24 protein-coding genes are annotated in these 13,878 nt (G+C 67.5%); 1 reads left to right on the top strand and 23 read right to left on the bottom strand.

From position 1 onward, the window contains the following. Positions 1-125 precede the first annotated feature (125 nt). A complete protein-coding gene (gene rpmJ / locus ACQXVK_RS05730; RefSeq protein WP_022903266.1) occupies positions 126-242 on the bottom strand; it encodes a 50S ribosomal protein L36 in 117 nt (38 codons plus the stop codon). Positions 243-312: 70 nt separating this feature from the next. Further along, positions 313-534 (bottom strand): translation initiation factor IF-1, encoded by a 222-nt coding sequence (infA, locus tag ACQXVK_RS05725; protein WP_017885509.1) that lies wholly within the window; start codon positions 532-534, stop codon positions 313-315. Between the two features lie 289 nt (positions 535-823). On the opposite strand from infA, the gene ACQXVK_RS05720 reads away from it, so the two are divergent. Continuing rightward, positions 824-2,113 carry an LCP family protein gene (locus ACQXVK_RS05720; protein ID WP_430852989.1) on the top strand — a complete coding sequence of 430 codons (1,290 nt, stop codon included), beginning with the start codon at positions 824-826 and terminating at the stop codon, positions 2,111-2,113. Between the two features lie 248 nt (positions 2,114-2,361). Here ACQXVK_RS05720 and map read toward each other — a convergent pair whose 3' ends face one another. The 21 genes from map to rplD all read right to left on the bottom strand — a co-directional run bounded on the left by map (position 2,362) and on the right by rplD (position 13,876). Continuing rightward, positions 2,362-3,195, bottom strand: a complete 834-nt coding sequence (gene map / locus ACQXVK_RS05715; protein ID WP_430852988.1) for a type I methionyl aminopeptidase — start codon at positions 3,193-3,195, stop codon at positions 2,362-2,364. 7 nt (positions 3,196-3,202) lie between these two features. Continuing rightward, on the bottom strand, positions 3,203-3,793 hold the full coding sequence (locus ACQXVK_RS05710) for an adenylate kinase (protein ID WP_430852987.1): 591 nt from the start codon (positions 3,791-3,793) through the stop codon (positions 3,203-3,205). Then, entirely contained in the window at positions 3,790-5,112 is a 1,323-nt protein-coding gene (gene secY, locus ACQXVK_RS05705; protein WP_022906357.1) for a preprotein translocase subunit SecY, read from the bottom strand. The genes ACQXVK_RS05710 and secY overlap by 4 nt, the downstream gene beginning before the upstream one ends. 147 nt (positions 5,113-5,259) lie before the next feature. After that, on the bottom strand, positions 5,260-5,724 hold the full coding sequence (rplO, locus tag ACQXVK_RS05700; RefSeq protein WP_022906356.1) for a 50S ribosomal protein L15: 465 nt from the start codon (positions 5,722-5,724) through the stop codon (positions 5,260-5,262). Continuing rightward, positions 5,721-5,906 carry a 50S ribosomal protein L30 gene (rpmD, locus tag ACQXVK_RS05695; protein ID WP_022906355.1) on the bottom strand — a complete coding sequence of 62 codons (186 nt, stop codon included), beginning with the start codon at positions 5,904-5,906 and terminating at the stop codon, positions 5,721-5,723. The genes rplO and rpmD overlap by 4 nt, the downstream gene beginning before the upstream one ends. Beyond that, entirely contained in the window at positions 5,906-6,706 is an 801-nt protein-coding gene (gene rpsE / locus ACQXVK_RS05690; protein WP_022906354.1) for a 30S ribosomal protein S5, read from the bottom strand. Before rpsE ends, rpmD begins: the two co-directional genes overlap by 1 nt. Further along, on the bottom strand, positions 6,703-7,077 hold the full coding sequence (rplR, locus tag ACQXVK_RS05685) for a 50S ribosomal protein L18 (RefSeq protein WP_031261773.1): 375 nt from the start codon (positions 7,075-7,077) through the stop codon (positions 6,703-6,705). The genes rpsE and rplR overlap by 4 nt, the downstream gene beginning before the upstream one ends. A gap of 2 nt (positions 7,078-7,079) precedes the next feature. Next, complete coding sequence (gene rplF / locus ACQXVK_RS05680) at positions 7,080-7,616, bottom strand: 50S ribosomal protein L6 (RefSeq protein ID WP_031261772.1); 537 nt, start codon at positions 7,614-7,616, stop codon at positions 7,080-7,082. A 6-nt stretch (positions 7,617-7,622) separates the two neighbouring features. Next, positions 7,623-8,021: a 30S ribosomal protein S8 gene (rpsH, locus tag ACQXVK_RS05675; RefSeq protein ID WP_022906351.1), complete on the bottom strand. Its 399-nt coding sequence runs from the start codon at positions 8,019-8,021 to the stop codon at positions 7,623-7,625. Between the two features lie 153 nt (positions 8,022-8,174). Continuing rightward, on the bottom strand, positions 8,175-8,765 hold the full coding sequence (gene rplE / locus ACQXVK_RS05670; RefSeq protein WP_022906350.1) for a 50S ribosomal protein L5: 591 nt from the start codon (positions 8,763-8,765) through the stop codon (positions 8,175-8,177). After that, entirely contained in the window at positions 8,765-9,124 is a 360-nt protein-coding gene (rplX, locus tag ACQXVK_RS05665; RefSeq protein ID WP_022906349.1) for a 50S ribosomal protein L24, read from the bottom strand. Before rplX ends, rplE begins: the two co-directional genes overlap by 1 nt. Before the next feature lie 3 nt (positions 9,125-9,127). Then, a complete protein-coding gene (gene rplN / locus ACQXVK_RS05660; protein WP_017885523.1) occupies positions 9,128-9,496 on the bottom strand; it encodes a 50S ribosomal protein L14 in 369 nt (122 codons plus the stop codon). Positions 9,497-9,527: 31 nt separating this feature from the next. Beyond that, complete coding sequence (rpsQ, locus tag ACQXVK_RS05655; RefSeq protein ID WP_022906348.1) at positions 9,528-9,812, bottom strand: 30S ribosomal protein S17; 285 nt, start codon at positions 9,810-9,812, stop codon at positions 9,528-9,530. Further along, positions 9,812-10,132 carry a 50S ribosomal protein L29 gene (rpmC, locus tag ACQXVK_RS05650; protein WP_022906347.1) on the bottom strand — a complete coding sequence of 107 codons (321 nt, stop codon included), beginning with the start codon at positions 10,130-10,132 and terminating at the stop codon, positions 9,812-9,814. Before rpmC ends, rpsQ begins: the two co-directional genes overlap by 1 nt. Beyond that, positions 10,132-10,551 carry a 50S ribosomal protein L16 gene (gene rplP, locus ACQXVK_RS05645; protein ID WP_022906346.1) on the bottom strand — a complete coding sequence of 140 codons (420 nt, stop codon included), beginning with the start codon at positions 10,549-10,551 and terminating at the stop codon, positions 10,132-10,134. Before rplP ends, rpmC begins: the two co-directional genes overlap by 1 nt. A 2-nt stretch (positions 10,552-10,553) precedes the next feature. Then, positions 10,554-11,351 carry a 30S ribosomal protein S3 gene (rpsC, locus tag ACQXVK_RS05640; protein ID WP_022906345.1) on the bottom strand — a complete coding sequence of 266 codons (798 nt, stop codon included), beginning with the start codon at positions 11,349-11,351 and terminating at the stop codon, positions 10,554-10,556. Further along, complete coding sequence (gene rplV, locus ACQXVK_RS05635; protein WP_022906344.1) at positions 11,351-11,743, bottom strand: 50S ribosomal protein L22; 393 nt, start codon at positions 11,741-11,743, stop codon at positions 11,351-11,353. The genes rpsC and rplV overlap by 1 nt, the downstream gene beginning before the upstream one ends. 25 nt (positions 11,744-11,768) lie before the next feature. Further along, entirely contained in the window at positions 11,769-12,050 is a 282-nt protein-coding gene (gene rpsS, locus ACQXVK_RS05630) for a 30S ribosomal protein S19 (RefSeq protein ID WP_022906343.1), read from the bottom strand. An 11-nt stretch (positions 12,051-12,061) separates the two neighbouring features. Beyond that, a complete protein-coding gene (gene rplB / locus ACQXVK_RS05625) occupies positions 12,062-12,901 on the bottom strand; it encodes a 50S ribosomal protein L2 (protein WP_022906342.1) in 840 nt (279 codons plus the stop codon). Positions 12,902-12,920: 19 nt separating this feature from the next. Beyond that, positions 12,921-13,220, bottom strand: coding sequence for a 50S ribosomal protein L23 (gene rplW / locus ACQXVK_RS05620; protein ID WP_022903283.1), 300 nt, complete (start codon positions 13,218-13,220; stop codon positions 12,921-12,923). After that, positions 13,217-13,876 (bottom strand): 50S ribosomal protein L4, encoded by a 660-nt coding sequence (rplD, locus tag ACQXVK_RS05615; RefSeq protein ID WP_031261771.1) that lies wholly within the window; start codon positions 13,874-13,876, stop codon positions 13,217-13,219. The genes rplW and rplD overlap by 4 nt, the downstream gene beginning before the upstream one ends. Positions 13,877-13,878 lie beyond the last annotated feature (2 nt).

Here is a 13,878-nt window from a genome sequence, read left to right as displayed (position 1 = left end):
GTACCGGTGCTCGGGCCTCCGCCCCGAGGTGTCCCCACTCGCGTGGTTCTTGGTACTGCGTTCGATGTTGAGTTGTGGATCCTGCTCACAGCCGCCCGAGGGCGATCCGCGTCAGGCAGCCGGGACTAGCCCTGGCGCTGCTTGTGGCGCGGGTTGCTCTTGCAGATCACCATGACGCGGCCCTTGCGGCGGATCACACGGCAGTGCTCGCAGATGGGCTTGACGCTGGGGTTGACCTTCATTGTTCTTTCCTCGTGCTCGCTGGCTTCGTGCTCGGCAGGGTTGCCGGGCCGTTCCTTTCCAGCTCGCGGATCACTTGTAGCGGTAGACGATCCGGCCGCGGGTCAGGTCGTACGGGCTCAGCTCCACGATCACGCGGTCCTCGGGGAGGATGCGGATGTAGTGCTGGCGCATCTTCCCGGAGATGTGCGCGAGGACCTTGTGTCCGTTGGTCAGCTCAACGCGGAACATCGCGTTGGGCAGAGCTTCGAGCACCGAGCCCTCGATCTCGATGACGCCGTCTTTCTTGGCCATAGCCTCACTGTCGCTTGGTTGGATTACCGGTGTGATCCCCGAGCCGGTCTGCGGGTCGGGCGCCACGCCCAGTAGGCATGGCACACCAAAGATCGATCTTATGTGGTAAACCGAGGATTGCCAAGTGGAGACGTCGAAGTGCCCACGTCTGGGGCTTCTCAGGGCAGTCTGAGCGTTCCACAGTGGTTTGACGGCGCGCTCCGGGTTCCCGCTGGCCGGCGGCACCTAGCGTGGCCGTCGCCCCGCGCCCGTGCAGACCGAGCCGCGCGGACCACCGAACGGAGACCACGTGCCCGACGCCACCCGACGCCCGCTCGCCCGCCACGGCCGGCTCCCCCGTCGCCGCGGCTGGGGCACGCTCGCGTCGATCGTGGCCTCCGCCCTCGCGGTCGTGCTGGTGAGCGGGACGAGCGTCGCCGCCATCGCCGGCGCCCAGCTCGCCACGGCGCCGAGGACGGTCAAGCTCAGCACGGACGACCAGAGCACCGCGCAGACGGCCGACATCACCGCGATCAAGGGCGGCGCGAACATCCTGCTGATCGGCAGCGACACCCGCGTCGGGCAGTTCGACTCGAACGAGGACGTCGAGGGCGCCCGCAACGACGTCACGATGCTCATCCACATCTCGCAGGACCACACCCAGCTGACCGCGGTGAGCTTCCCTCGCGACCTCATGGTGCCGATCCCGGCGTGCACGAACCCCGAGACCGGCAAGGCCTACCCCGCGGCCACGTCCGCGCAGTTCAACACGGCGCTCGGGAACGGCGGCGTCTCGTGCGTCGTCGACACGGTCGAGAACCTCACCGGCCTGAGCATCCCGTACGCCGGCCTCATCACGTTCGACGGCGTCATCGAGATGTCGAACGCCCTCGGCGGCGTGGACGTGTGCGTCGCGGACCCGATCAACGACACCTACACCGGGCTCCACCTGACCGCGGGCTCGCACAACCTCGAGGGCTCGGACGCGCTCGCCTTCCTCCGCACGCGGCACGGCGTCGGCGACGGCAGCGACCTCGCCCGCATCAGCTCGCAGCAGGTGTTCCTGTCGGCGCTGCTGCGCAAGGTCACCTCGGACGGGACCCTCTCGAACCCGATCACGCTCTACAAGCTCGCGGGCGCCGCGCTGTCGAACATGACGCTGTCCGACGGCCTCGCGCAGGCACGGACGCTCGTCGGCCTCGCGGGAGCGCTCCGCGGGATGAGCACCGCCAACATGCTGTTCGTGCAGTACCCGGTCGCGGACGACCCGACGAACAGCGCCCGGGTGATCGTCGACCAGGAGGCCGCCCACACCCTCAACGTGGCTCTGCAGAACGACCAGAAGACCTCGCTGAGCGACTCGACCACGGGTCGGGCGTCCGAGGAGTCCGCCAACGCGGGCACCGCGACGGCGTCCCCGTCCGCCGGCACGTCGTCCTCGACCGGCACCTCGTCGTCCGCGGGGTCCGCCGTCGGCACCGGGTCGGGCACGGCGTCCGGTGCGGCCACGAGTTCGGCCTCGGCCTCGGCGACGCCGCTGCCGTCCTCGATCACGGGGCAGAGCGCCTCCGAGGAGACCTGCTCCGTCGGCAACGACTGATCCCGGCGGCGGCTCGGGTCCGCGGCGCGGCTCAGCGGCACGGGCCCGGTCCCGCGGGCGCGGGCGCCTCGGGCGAGCTCGGGCACGGCCGGCGACGACCGCGTCGTGCGGCGGCGAGCGTCGCGGGCATGACGTGCCGAGCCGACGGACGCATGCCGTGGACGCACGCGCACGGCGGCCGGGAGGCGCGTGACCGGGCCGCCCCGCGCCTCCCGGACCGCGGACGCGCACCGCGCGACGGGCGCGACCTACGGGATCGGGACGGGCGTCACACCCAGCGGGGCCAGGCCAGCCGCGCCGCCGTCCGCGGCGGTCAGCACCCAGATGCCGTCCGCGTGCACCGCGATGCTGTGCTCCCAGTGCGCCGCGTCGGAACCGTCGAGAGTGCGGACCGTCCAGTCGTCGTCGTCCGTCGAGCTGTCGATCGTGCCGGCCGTGACCATCGGTTCGATCGCCACGACGAGCCCGGGCTTGACCACCGGGCCGGCACCGCGCACGCGGTAGTTGAAGACCGGCGGGTCCTCGTGCATCGAGCGTCCGATGCCGTGGCCGGTGTAGTCCTCGACGATGCCCCACGCGCCGGTCTCGTCGATGGCGTCCTCGATGACGGCGCCGACCTCGTGCAGGTGCTTCGCGTGCGCGAGCGCGGCGATGCCGTGCCAGAGCGCACGCTCGGTGGTGTCGCAGAGCGTCTGCCGAGCCGCGGTGACCCCGGCGTCACCGCCCGGTACGACGACCGTGAACGCACTGTCACCGTTCCAGCCGTCGACCTCGGCTCCGGCGTCGACCGACACGACGTCGCCCGGCTGGAGCACGCGCTCCCCGGGGATGCCGTGCACGATCTCGTCGTTCACGGACACGCACAGCGTGTGCCGGTAGCCCGGTACCAGCTGGAAGTTCGGGATCCCGCCGCCGTCACGGATGGTCCGCTCGGCGATCGTGTCCAGCTCCAGCGTCGTGACACCGGGACGGATCGCCCCGCGGACGGCCGTCAGCGCGTCGTGCGTGAGCAGCCCCGGGCGCACCATCGCGCGGAGCTCGTCCGGCGTCTTGTAGATCGACGGCTTGCGGAAGCGCACCACGCTCGTGTCAGACGCCCGCGGTCAGCCCACGTGCGGACAGCGCGGCCTGGATCCGGTCCCCGACCTCGTCGATGCCGCCGAGGCCGTCCACGTCGAGGACGAGCCCACGCTCGCCGTACGCGCCGACGATCGGTGCGGTCTGCTCCGTGTACACCTGCTGACGACGACGGATGGTCTCCTCGTTGTCGTCGCTCCGACCCTGCTCCTCGGCACGCTTCAGCAGCCGACCGACGAGCTCGTCCTGGTCGGCGACGAGCTGGATGACCGCGTCGATGCCGGTGCCCTGCTCGGCGAGCAGCGCGTCGAGGTACTCGACCTGTCCGACCGTGCGGGGGTACCCGTCGAGCAGGAAGCCGTGCTCGGCGTCCGCCTCGTGCAGGCGGGACTTCACGAGTTCGTTCGTGAGCGAGTCGGGGACGTAGTCGCCCGCGTCCATGATCGCCTTCGCCTGGATGCCGAGCGGGGTGCCCTCTGCGACGTTCTTGCGGAAGATGTCACCCGTCGAGACGGCGGGGATCCCGAACGCGTCGGCGATGCGACCGGCCTGGGTGCCCTTCCCGGCTCCGGGAGGTCCGACGATGATGAGACGTGCGCTCAACGGAGAAGCCCTTCGTAGTGACGCTGCTGCAGCTGCGAGTCGATCTGCTTCACGGTCTCGAGGCCGACACCCACGATGATGAGGATGCTCGCGCCTCCGAACGGGAAGTTCTGGTTCGCACCGAAGAACGCCAGCGCCGCCAGCGGGATCAGTGCGATGAGACCGAGGTACAGGGAGCCGGGCAACGTCACCCGGGTCAGGACGTAGTCGAGGTACTCGGCCGTCGGACGGCCGGCCCGGATGCCCGGGATGAAGCCGCCGTACTTCTTCATGTTGTCGGCGACCTCTTCGGGGTTGAAGGTGATCGCGACGTAGAAGTACGTGAACCCGACGATGAGCAGGAAGTACAGGACCATGTAGAACCAGTTGTCACCCGAGGTCAGGTTGTTCTGGATCCAGGTCACCCAGGCCGCCGGCTCGCTGCCGTCGGAGGGCTGGTTGAACTGCGCGACCAGGGCCGGCAGGTAGAGCAGCGACGAGGCGAAGATGACGGGCACGACGCCGGCCATGTTCACCTTGATCGGGATGTACGTGTTGTTGCCGCCGTAGGTGCGGCGACCGACCATCCGCTTGGCGTACTGCACCGGGATCCGTCGCTGCGACTGCTCGACGAACACGACGGCCATCATGATGACCAGGCCGACGAGGATGACGAACAGGAAGAGCTCGAAGCCGTTCGACTGCTCGATCGCCCAGAGCGCCGAGGGGAACTGCGCCGCGATGGACGTGAAGATCAGGAGCGACATGCCGTTGCCGATGCCGCGCTCGGTGACGAGCTCGCCCATCCACATGATGAGGCCGGTACCGGCGGTCAGCGTGACGACCATGAGCATGATCGCGTACCAGCTGTCGTTCGAGATGATCGACGAGCAGGAGGCCGAGGCGTTGGTGCCGAACAGGGCGCCGGAACGGGCGACCGTGATCAGGGTGGTGGACTGCAGCACGCCGAGCGCGATGGTGAGGTAGCGCGTGTACTGCGTCAGCTTCGCCTGACCGGACTGCCCCTCCTTGTAGAGGGCGTCGAAGTGCGGGATGACCACGCGGAGCAGCTGCACGATGATCGACGACGTGATGTACGGCATGATGCCGAGCGCGAAGACCGACAGCTTCAGCAGCGCGCCACCGGAGAAGAGGTTGATCAGGTCGTAGAGACCCTGCTGCGACGATGCGCTGGCGAGACAGGTCTGCACGGATGCGTAGTCGACGAACGGCGCGGGGATGTACGACCCCAGGCGGAACAGCGCGATGATCGCGAGGGTGAAGCCGATCTTCTTGCGAAGATCTGGGGTGCGCATGATGCGCGCGACCGCTCTGAACACGAGGACTCCGAACTTCTGGGACCGGCGGCCCGTCGAGGGGCCGTCACCGGTGCGGTCGGCAGGACCGACCTGGCCGGCGGACGCCGACCACTGTCAAGGAAACCGTAACGGCGGCCCGTGCGCAAACGCACGGGCCGCCGACGGGGGTTACTGGGAGACGGTGCCGCCAGCAGCCGCGATCTTCTCGGCGGCGGACGCCGAGACCTTGTCGACCGAGACCGTCAGCTTCACGCTGATGTCACCCTGACCGAGAACCTTGACCTTCTCGTTCTTGCGGACGGCGCCCTTGGCGACCAGGTCCGCGACGGTGACGTCGCCACCGTTGGGGTAGAGCTCCGCGATCTTGTCCAGGTTCACGACCTGGTACTCGACACGGAACGGGTTCTTGAACCCGCGGAGCTTCGGGGTGCGCATGTGCAGCGGCATCTGCCCACCCTCGAAGCCGACCTTGACCTGGTAACGAGCCTTCTGGCCCTTGGTACCACGGCCGGCGGTCTTGCCCTTGGAGCCCTCACCACGACCGACGCGGGTGCGCGCCTTCTTGGCGCCCTCTGCCGGACGGAGGTGGTGCAGCTTCAGGACCTGCACGCGCTCGTTCTTCTCGTCGCTCATGCGTCGACCTCCTCGACCTTCACGAGGTGCGCGACCGTTGCGACGTACCCGCGGTTCTGGGCGTTGTCCTCACGCAGGACCGTACGGCCGATGCGCTTGAGACCCAGGCTGCGGAGCGTGTCGCGCTGGTACTGCTTCTCGCTGATAACGGACTTCGTCTGCGTGATCTTCAGCATCGCCATCACGCACCTGCCTTCTCGGACGCGGCACGCAGAGCAGCGGCCTCGGCCTGGAGCAGACGGTCCGGGACGACCCGGTCGACGGGGAGACCGCGACGGCTTGCGACCGCACGGGGCTCCTCGAGCTGCTGCAGCGCCTCGACGGTCGCGTGCACGATGTTGATGGTGTTCGACGAACCGAGCGACTTGCTCAGGACGTCGTGGATGCCAGCGCACTCGAGGACGGCGCGGACCGGACCACCGGCGATGACACCGGTACCGGCAGCGGCCGGACGGAGGAGCACGACGCCGGCAGCGGCCTCGCCCTGCACCGGGTGCGGGATCGTGTTGCCGACGCGCGGGACGCGGAAGAAGTTCTTCTTCGCTTCCTCGACGCCCTTCGAGATGGCGGTCGGGACCTCGCGGGCCTTGCCGTAGCCGACACCCACGAGACCGTTGCCGTCACCGACGACGACGAGCGCGGTGAAGCTGAAGCGACGACCACCCTTGACGACCTTGGAGACGCGGTTGATGGTCACGACGCGCTCGAGGAACTGGCTGTCGCCACCCCGACCGTTGCGGTCGTTGCCACGGCCGCCACCCTGCTGACGGTCACGACCGCCACCACGGCGGCCACGGTTGTCGGCGGAGTCGCGGTTGTTCGATGCCGAACCGGCTGCGGTCTCGACGGGGCGCTCGACGACGGGGACCTCGGGCTCCTTGGCCGCGGGGGCCGTGGTGCTCGTGGCCTCGGCCTCGGTCGCCTCAGCGGCCTCGGTCGTCTCGACGTTGGCGTCTTCGTTCGTGTTCGCGATGTCGCTCACAGGTTCAGCCCTCCTTCACGGGCACCGTCGGCGATCGCGGCGACGCGACCGGCGTACTTGCTACCACCGCGGTCGAAGACCACGGCCTCGACGCCAGCGGCCTTCGCACGCTCGGCGAGGAGTTCGCCGACACGACGGGCCTTGGCGGTCTTGTCGCCGTCGAACGTACGGAGGTCGGCCTCCATCGTCGACGCGCTGGCCAGCGTGTGGCCCTTGGCGTCGTCGATGACCTGGACGAACACGTGACGCGCCGAACGGGTGACAGCGAGACGCGGACGGGCCTCGGTGCCGGTGATCTTCTTGCGGAGGCGGTTGTGACGGCGCGCCTTGGCGGCCGACTTGCTCTTCCCTCGTGTCTTGAGGAGACCCATGATCACTTACCTGACTTTCCGGCCTTGCGGCGCACGATCTCGCCGGCGTAGCGGACACCCTTGCCCTTGTAGGGCTCGGGCTTGCGCAGCTTGCGGATGTTTGCAGCGACCTCGCCGACGGACTGCTTGTCGATGCCGTTGACGGTCAGCTTGTTGTTGCCCTCGACGGCGAAGCTGATGCCCGCGGGCGGCTCGACCGTGATCGGGTGGGAGTAGCCGAGCGCGAACTCGACGTTGTTGCCCTTCGCCTGCACGCGGTAACCGGTGCCGACGACCTCGAGGCCCTTGGAGTAGCCCTGGGTCACGCCGACGATGTTGTTCGCGATGAGGGTGCGGGTCAGGCCGTGGAGCGCACGCGAGCTGCGCTCGTCGTCCGGTCGGGTGACGAGGACCTGGTTCTCCTCGACCTTGGCCTGGATGGGCTCCGCGACGACGAGCGCGAGCTCGCCCTTCGGGCCCTTGACCGCGACGTTCTGACCGTCGATGGAGACGGTCACGCCAGCGGGGATGTCAATGGGAAGACGTCCGATACGAGACATTGTCGATCACCACACGTAGGCGAGGACTTCCCCACCCACGCCCTTCTGCTCGGCTTCGCGGTCGGTGAGCAGTCCCGACGAGGTCGAGAGGATCGCCACGCCGAGGCCACCGAGGACCTGGGGGATCTCCGTCGACTTCGCGTACACCCGGAGACCGGGCTTCGAGACGCGCTTGATGCCGGCGATCGAACGCTCGCGCTCGGGGCCGTACTTCAGGTCGATCGTGAGGGTCTCGCCCACGCGGGCGTCCTCGATCTTCCACTCGCTGATGTAGCCCTCGCGCTTGAGGATCTCAGCGATGTTCTTCTTCAGCTTGGAGCTGGGAAGCGACACGGCATCGTGGTGCGCCGAGTTCGCGTTCCGCAATCTGGTCAGCATGTCTGCGACCGGATCGGTCATCGTCATGATGGTCGTCCATTCTTCGCCTGGTTTCGACACCCGTTCCACGAATGCCGACCTGAGCGATCGGGTGATCCTGGGGCGATTCCCCGGGATCGGTGTGTTCGTGCGTGCGGGCCGGAGGACGTGAATCCTCCGGCCCGCACCGCCCGAAGTATCTTAGACCGTCTGCTCGGCAGAACGGAACGGGAACCCGAGCTGGCGGAGCAGCGCGCGGCCCTCGTCGTCCGACTTCGCGGTGGTCACGACGGTGATGTCGAAGCCACGCACGCGGTCGATGCGGTCCTGGTCGATCTCGTGGAACACGGACTGCTCCGTGAGACCGAACGTGTAGTTGCCGTTGCCGTCGAACTGCTTGTCGCTGAGACCGCGGAAGTCGCGGATGCGGGGCAGTGCGAGGGTCACGAGACGGTCGATGAACTCCCACGCGCGGTCACCACGGAGGGTGACGTGCGCGCCGATGGCCTGGCCCTCACGCAGCTTGAACTGCGCGATGGACTTGCGGGCCTTCGTGACCTGGGGCTTCTGACCCGTGATCGCCGTGAGGTCCTTGATGGCCCCCTCGATGATCTTCGAGTCGCGAGCGGCCTCACCGACACCGGTGTTCACGACGACCTTGACCAGGCCGGGGACCTGGTTGACGTTCGCGTACCCGAACTGCTCGGTGAGGGCAGCCTTGATCTCGTTCTTGTACTTCTGCTTGAGGCGCGGCTCGACCTTGGTCGCCGGCGCGGCAGTCGTGTCGGTCATCAGAGCTTCTCACCCGACTTCTTGGCGTAGCGGACTCGGACGGTCTTCTTGACGCCGTCCTTCTCCACCTCTTCGTTGCGGAAACCGACGCGGGTCGGCTTCTTGGTCTTCGGGTCGACGATGGCGACGTTCGACACGTGGATCGGAGCCTCGTGCTGCTCGATGCCACCGGTCTTCGAGCCGCGCTGCGTCTGGCCGACGCGGACGTGCTTCGTGACGAAGTTCACGCCCTCGACGACGACGCGGTTCTTGTCCTTGAGGACCTCGATGACCTTGCCCTGCTTGCCACGGTCACCGCCGCGCTCCTGCTTGGCACCCGTGATGACCTGGACCAGGTCACCCTTCTTGATGTTCGCCATGGCTTACAGCACCTCCGGCGCGAGCGAGATGATCTTCATGAACTTCTTGTCACGGAGCTCGCGACCGACCGGACCGAAGATGCGCGTACCGCGCGGGTCGCCGTCGGCCTTGAGGATCACTGCCGCGTTCTCGTCGAACTTGATGTAGGAGCCGTCCTGACGACGGGTCTCCTTCTTGGTGCGAACGATGACCGCCTTGACGACGTCACCCTTCTTCACGTTGCCGCCGGGGATGGCGTCCTTCACCGTGGCGACGATGACGTCACCGAGACCGGCGTAGCGACGACCCGAGCCGCCGAGCACGCGGATGGTCAAGATCTCCTTGGCACCCGTGTTGTCGGCGACCTTGAGGCGGGATTCCTGCTGAATCACTGCTGTCTCCTATTCCGAAGTAGGCCTGGGCCTACTTGGCCTTCTCGAGGATCTCGACCAGGCGCCAGCGCTTGGAAGCGCTGAGGGGACGGGTCTCGCTGATCACGACGAGGTCGCCGACACCAGCGGTGCCGAGCTCGTCGTGGGCCTTCACCTTGGACGTGCGACGGATGATCTTGCCGTAGAGCGCGTGCTTCACGCGGTCCTCGACCTCGACCACGATGGTCTTGTCCATCTTGTCGCTCGTGACGTAGCCACGACGCGTCTTGCGGTAGCCGCGAGCGGAGGCGGCGGAGGTCTTCTCTTCGTTCGCCATTACTTCTCCTCGGCGGTCTCGGCCTCGGCCGACTCAGCCGGCTTCTCAGCCTTCTTGGTCGTCTTCTTGGCCTTGGGGGCGGTCTCGACGGGCGCGGGGGTGGCACGGATGCCGAGCTCGCGCTCGCGGAGGACGGTGTAGATGCGAGCGATGTCGCGCTTGACGGCACGGAGACGACCGTGGCTCTCCAGCTGGCCGGTGGCCGACTGGAAGCGGAGGTTGAAGAGCTCCTCCTTGGCCTTCTTCAGTTCGTCAGCAAGACGCTCGTTCTCGAACGTGTCGAGCTCCGTCGGACGGAGCTCCTTGGAACCGATCGCCATTATGCGTCGCCCTCCTCGCGCTTGATGATGCGTGCCTTGAGGGGCAGCTTGTGGATTGCACGGGTCAGCGCCTCGCGGGCGATGTCCTCGTTGACGCCGGAGAGCTCGAAGAGCACACGGCCCGGCTTGACGTTGGCGACCCACCACTCGGGGGAACCCTTACCGGAACCCATGCGGGTCTCGGCCGGCTTCTTCGTGAGCGGACGGTCCGGGTAGATGTTGATCCACACCTTGCCGCCACGCTTGATGTGACGCGTCATGGCGATACGAGCGGACTCGATCTGACGGTTGGTCACGTAAGCGGGCGTGAGCGCCTGGATGCCGTAGTCACCGAACGACACCTTGGTGCCACCGGTGGCCTGACCCGAACGCTTCGGGTGGTGCTGCTTGCGGTGCTTGACTCGACGGGGAATAAGCATGGTTACGCCTCAACTCCTGCGCCGGCCGGCGCGTCCTGCGGAGCCTGCTGCTGGCGTCCACCGCGGTCGCCGCCACGGCGGTCGCCGCGCTCGCCACGGGGGCCGCCACGACGCTCGGGGCGCGACGAACGCTGGTTCGCCTGCTCGCGAGCGAGCTCCTTGTTCGTGATGTCGCCCTTGTAGATCCAGACCTTCACGCCGATGCGGCCGAACGTGGTCCGGGCCTCGTAGAAGCCGTAGTCGATGTTCGCGCGGAGCGTGTGCAGGGGCACGCGGCCCTCGCGGTAGAACTCCGAGCGCGACATCTCGGCGCCGCCGAGACGACCCGACACCTGGATGCGGACACCCTTGGCGCCGGCGCGCTGTGCACCCTGCAGGCCCTTGCGCATGGCGCGACGGAACGCGACACGAGCGGAGAGCTGCTCGGCGATGCCCTGCGCGACGAGCTGGGCCTCGGTCTCGGGGTTCTTGACCTCGAGGATGTTGAGCTGGATCTGCTTCTTGGTGAGCTTCTCGAGCTCCCCACGGACGCGCTCCGCCTCGGCGCCACGGCGACCGATGACGATGCCCGGACGCGCGGTGTGGATGTCCACGCGGACGCGGTCACGGGTGCGCTCGAGCTCGATGCGGGCGACGCCGGCACGGTCGAGGGTCTTCTTCAGGTACTCGCGCACCTTGATGTCCTCGGCCACGTAGTCGGCGTAGCGCTGACCCGGCTTCGTGCTGTCGGTGAACCAGTGCGAGACGTGGTCCGTCGTGATCCCGAGACGGAAGCCGTACGGGTTGACCTTCTGGCCCATTACTTGCTCGCCTTCTTGCTCGTCGCGGCAGCCTCGACCTCATCCGGCGTCGCGAGGACGACCGTGATGTGGCTGGTGCGCTTGTTGATGCGGAAGGCGCGGCCCTGGGCGCGCGGCTGGAACCGCTTCAGGGTCGTGCCTTCGTCGACGAAGACGCGGCTCACGTAGAGGTCGCGCTCGTCGAGGAAGCTGTTCGTCGAGTCCGCCTTCACCCGGGCGTTCGCGATCGCCGAGGCGACCAGCTTGTACACGGGCTCCGAAGCGCCCTGGGGGGCGAACTTCAGGATGGCGAGGGCCTCGTGGGCCTGCTTGCCGCGGATCAGCTCGATGACGCGACGGGCCTTCTGAGGCGTGACGCGGATGTGTCGCACGCGTGCGATCGACTCCACCATTTCGTTCCTCCTCTGCGTCGCCGCCTTAGCGGCGACGGCCCTTCTTGTCGTCCTTCACGTGACCACGGAAGGTGCGGGTCGGCGCGAACTCGCCGAGCTTGTGACCGACCATCGACTCGGTGACGAACACCGGGATGTGCTTGCGGCCGTCGTGCACGGCGATCGTGTGCCCGAGCATGTTCGGGATGATCATCGAGCGACGCGACCAGGTACGGATCACGTTCTTGGTGTTGGCCTCGTTCTGCGTGACGACCTTGCGGAGCAGGTGCTCGTCGACGAAGGGGCCCTTCTTCAGACTGCGTGGCATCTTCTGAACTCCTACTTGCGCTTCTTGCCGGCGTTACGGCGACGGACGATGAGCTTGTCGCTCGGCTTGTTCGGCTTGCGCGTGCGACCCTCGGCCTGACCCCACGGGCTGACCGGGTGACGGCCACCGGAGGTCTTGCCCTCACCACCACCGTGCGGGTGGTCGACCGGGTTCATCGCGACACCACGGACGGTCGGGCGGACGCCCTTCCAGCGCATGCGGCCGGCCTTGCCCCAGTTGATGTTCGACTGCTCGGCGTTGCCGACCTCGCCGATCGTGGCGCGGCAGCGGGCGTCGACGTTGCGGACCTCGCCCGACGGCAGACGGAGCTGCGCGTAGGGGCCGTCCTTGGCGACGAGACGCACCGAGGCGCCGGCCGAGCGGGCCATCTTCGCGCCGCCACCGGGGCGGAGCTCGATCGCGTGCACGACCGTACCCACCGGGATGTTGCGGAGCGGCAGGTTGTTGCCGGGCTTGATGTCGGCGCCGGGGCCCTGCTCGATGACGTCGCCCTGCTTGAGCTTGTTCGGCGCGATGATGTAGCGCTTCGTGCCGTCCACGTAGTGCAGGAGCGCGATGCGCGCGGTGCGGTTCGGGTCGTACTCGATGTGTGCGACCTTGGCGTCGACGCCGTCCTTGTCGTGACGACGGAAGTCGATCACGCGGTACTGGCGCTTGTGGCCACCACCGATGTGACGGGTCGTGATGCGACCGGAGCTGTTGCGGCCACCGGTCTTCGGCAGCGGGCGGAGCAGCGACTTCTCCGGCGTCGACCGGGTGATCTCAGCGAAGTCGGCGACCGACGAGCCGCGACGACCGGGGGTCGTCGGCTTGTAGTTACGAATAGCCATGATTAATCCCTTAAGGTCCTCAGCCGACAGCCGTGAAGATGTCGATCGAACCGGACTTGAGCGTCACGATGGCACGCTTGGTGTCCTTGCGCTTGCCCATGCCGAAGCGCGTGCGACGGGTCTTGCCCGGACGGTTCAGCGTGTTGATGCTCGCGACCTTGACGTCGAAGATCTTCTCGATGGCGAGCTTGATCTCGGTCTTGTTCGAGCGGGGGTCCACGATGAACGTGTACTTGCCCTGGTCGATCAGGCCGTAGCTCTTCTCCGAGACGACCGGCGAGATGATGATGTCGCGCGGGTCCTTGTTGAAGCCGCTCATGCGGAGATCTCCTTCGCGGTCTTCGACGCGATGAAGGCGTCGAGTGCGCTCTTGCTGAAGACGAGCGCGTCGGCCTTGAGCACGTCGTAGGCGTTGAGCTGGCCGTACGAGAGCGCGTGGACGTTCGGCAGGTTGCGGATCGACTTGAGCGTGAGCTCGTCGTCCTGCTCGAGCACGATCAGCACGTGCTTGACGGGCGCGACCTTCTCGAGGAGCGTGCGGGCGGTCTTGGTCGACGGCACATCGGCCGCGACGAAGCCCTCCACAGCGGAGATGCGGCCACCGCGGGCGCGGTCCGAGAGCGAGCCGAGCAGGGCAGCGGCGATCATCTTCTTCGGGGTGCGCTGCGAGTAGTCGCGCGGGGTCGGTCCGTGGACGACGCCACCGCCGGTGTGCTCCGGTGCGCGGACCGAACCCTGACGGGAGCGGCCGGTGCCCTTCTGCTTGAACGGCTTGCGACCAGCACCGCGGACCTCGCCGCGGTTCTTGGTCTTGTGGGTGCCCTGACGCGCGGCTGCGAGCTGCGCGGTGACGACCTGGTGGATCAGCGGGACGTTGGTCTCGACGTCGAAGAGCTCGGCGGGGAGCTCGACGGAGCCGGACTTGACGCCCGATGCGTCGAGGACGTCGATCGTGGTTGCGGTCGTGGTGGCCATGA

It is taken from the genome of Curtobacterium sp. AB451, from assembly GCF_050585845.1.
Classification (GTDB): Bacteria; Actinomycetota; Actinomycetes; order Actinomycetales; family Microbacteriaceae; genus Curtobacterium.
Note: the sequence above shows the minus strand (reverse complement) of the source record. Positions and strands in the feature narration are given on the sequence as shown.

Coding starts and splice junctions, on each gene's coding strand:
- infA (WP_017885509.1), bottom strand. CDS start 534: ATGGCCAAGAAAGACGGCGTCATCGAGATCGAGGGCTCGGTGCTCGAA.
- rpsQ (WP_022906348.1), bottom strand. CDS start 9,812: ATGGCGAACGAAGAGAAGACCTCCGCCGCCTCCGCTCGCGGCTACCGC.
- rpsC (WP_022906345.1), bottom strand. CDS start 11,351: ATGGGCCAGAAGGTCAACCCGTACGGCTTCCGTCTCGGGATCACGACG.
- rplW (WP_022903283.1), bottom strand. CDS start 13,220: ATGAGCGGCTTCAACAAGGACCCGCGCGACATCATCATCTCGCCGGTC.
- rpmJ (WP_022903266.1), bottom strand. CDS start 242: ATGAAGGTCAACCCCAGCGTCAAGCCCATCTGCGAGCACTGCCGTGTG.
- rpsS (WP_022906343.1), bottom strand. CDS start 12,050: ATGCCACGCAGTCTGAAGAAGGGCCCCTTCGTCGACGAGCACCTGCTC.
- rplR (WP_031261773.1), bottom strand. CDS start 7,077: ATGGGTCTCCTCAAGACACGAGGGAAGAGCAAGTCGGCCGCCAAGGCG.
- rplV (WP_022906344.1), bottom strand. CDS start 11,743: ATGGTGGAGTCGATCGCACGCGTGCGACACATCCGCGTCACGCCTCAG.
- rplF (WP_031261772.1), bottom strand. CDS start 7,616: ATGTCTCGTATCGGACGTCTTCCCATTGACATCCCCGCTGGCGTGACC.
- rpsH (WP_022906351.1), bottom strand. CDS start 8,021: ATGACGATGACCGATCCGGTCGCAGACATGCTGACCAGATTGCGGAAC.
- rplE (WP_022906350.1), bottom strand. CDS start 8,765: ATGACCGACACGACTGCCGCGCCGGCGACCAAGGTCGAGCCGCGCCTC.
- rplB (WP_022906342.1), bottom strand. CDS start 12,901: ATGGCTATTCGTAACTACAAGCCGACGACCCCCGGTCGTCGCGGCTCG.
- rplD (WP_031261771.1), bottom strand. CDS start 13,876: ATGGCCACCACGACCGCAACCACGATCGACGTCCTCGACGCATCGGGC.
- rplX (WP_022906349.1), bottom strand. CDS start 9,124: ATGGCGAACATCAAGAAGGGTGACCTGGTCCAGGTCATCACGGGTGCC.
- rpmC (WP_022906347.1), bottom strand. CDS start 10,132: ATGGCGATCGGTTCCAAGGAGCTCCGTCCGACGGAGCTCGACACGTTC.
- rpmD (WP_022906355.1), bottom strand. CDS start 5,906: ATGGCGATGCTGAAGATCACGCAGACGAAGTCCGTTATCAGCGAGAAG.
- rplP (WP_022906346.1), bottom strand. CDS start 10,551: ATGCTTATTCCCCGTCGAGTCAAGCACCGCAAGCAGCACCACCCGAAG.
- rplO (WP_022906356.1), bottom strand. CDS start 5,724: ATGAGCGACGAGAAGAACGAGCGCGTGCAGGTCCTGAAGCTGCACCAC.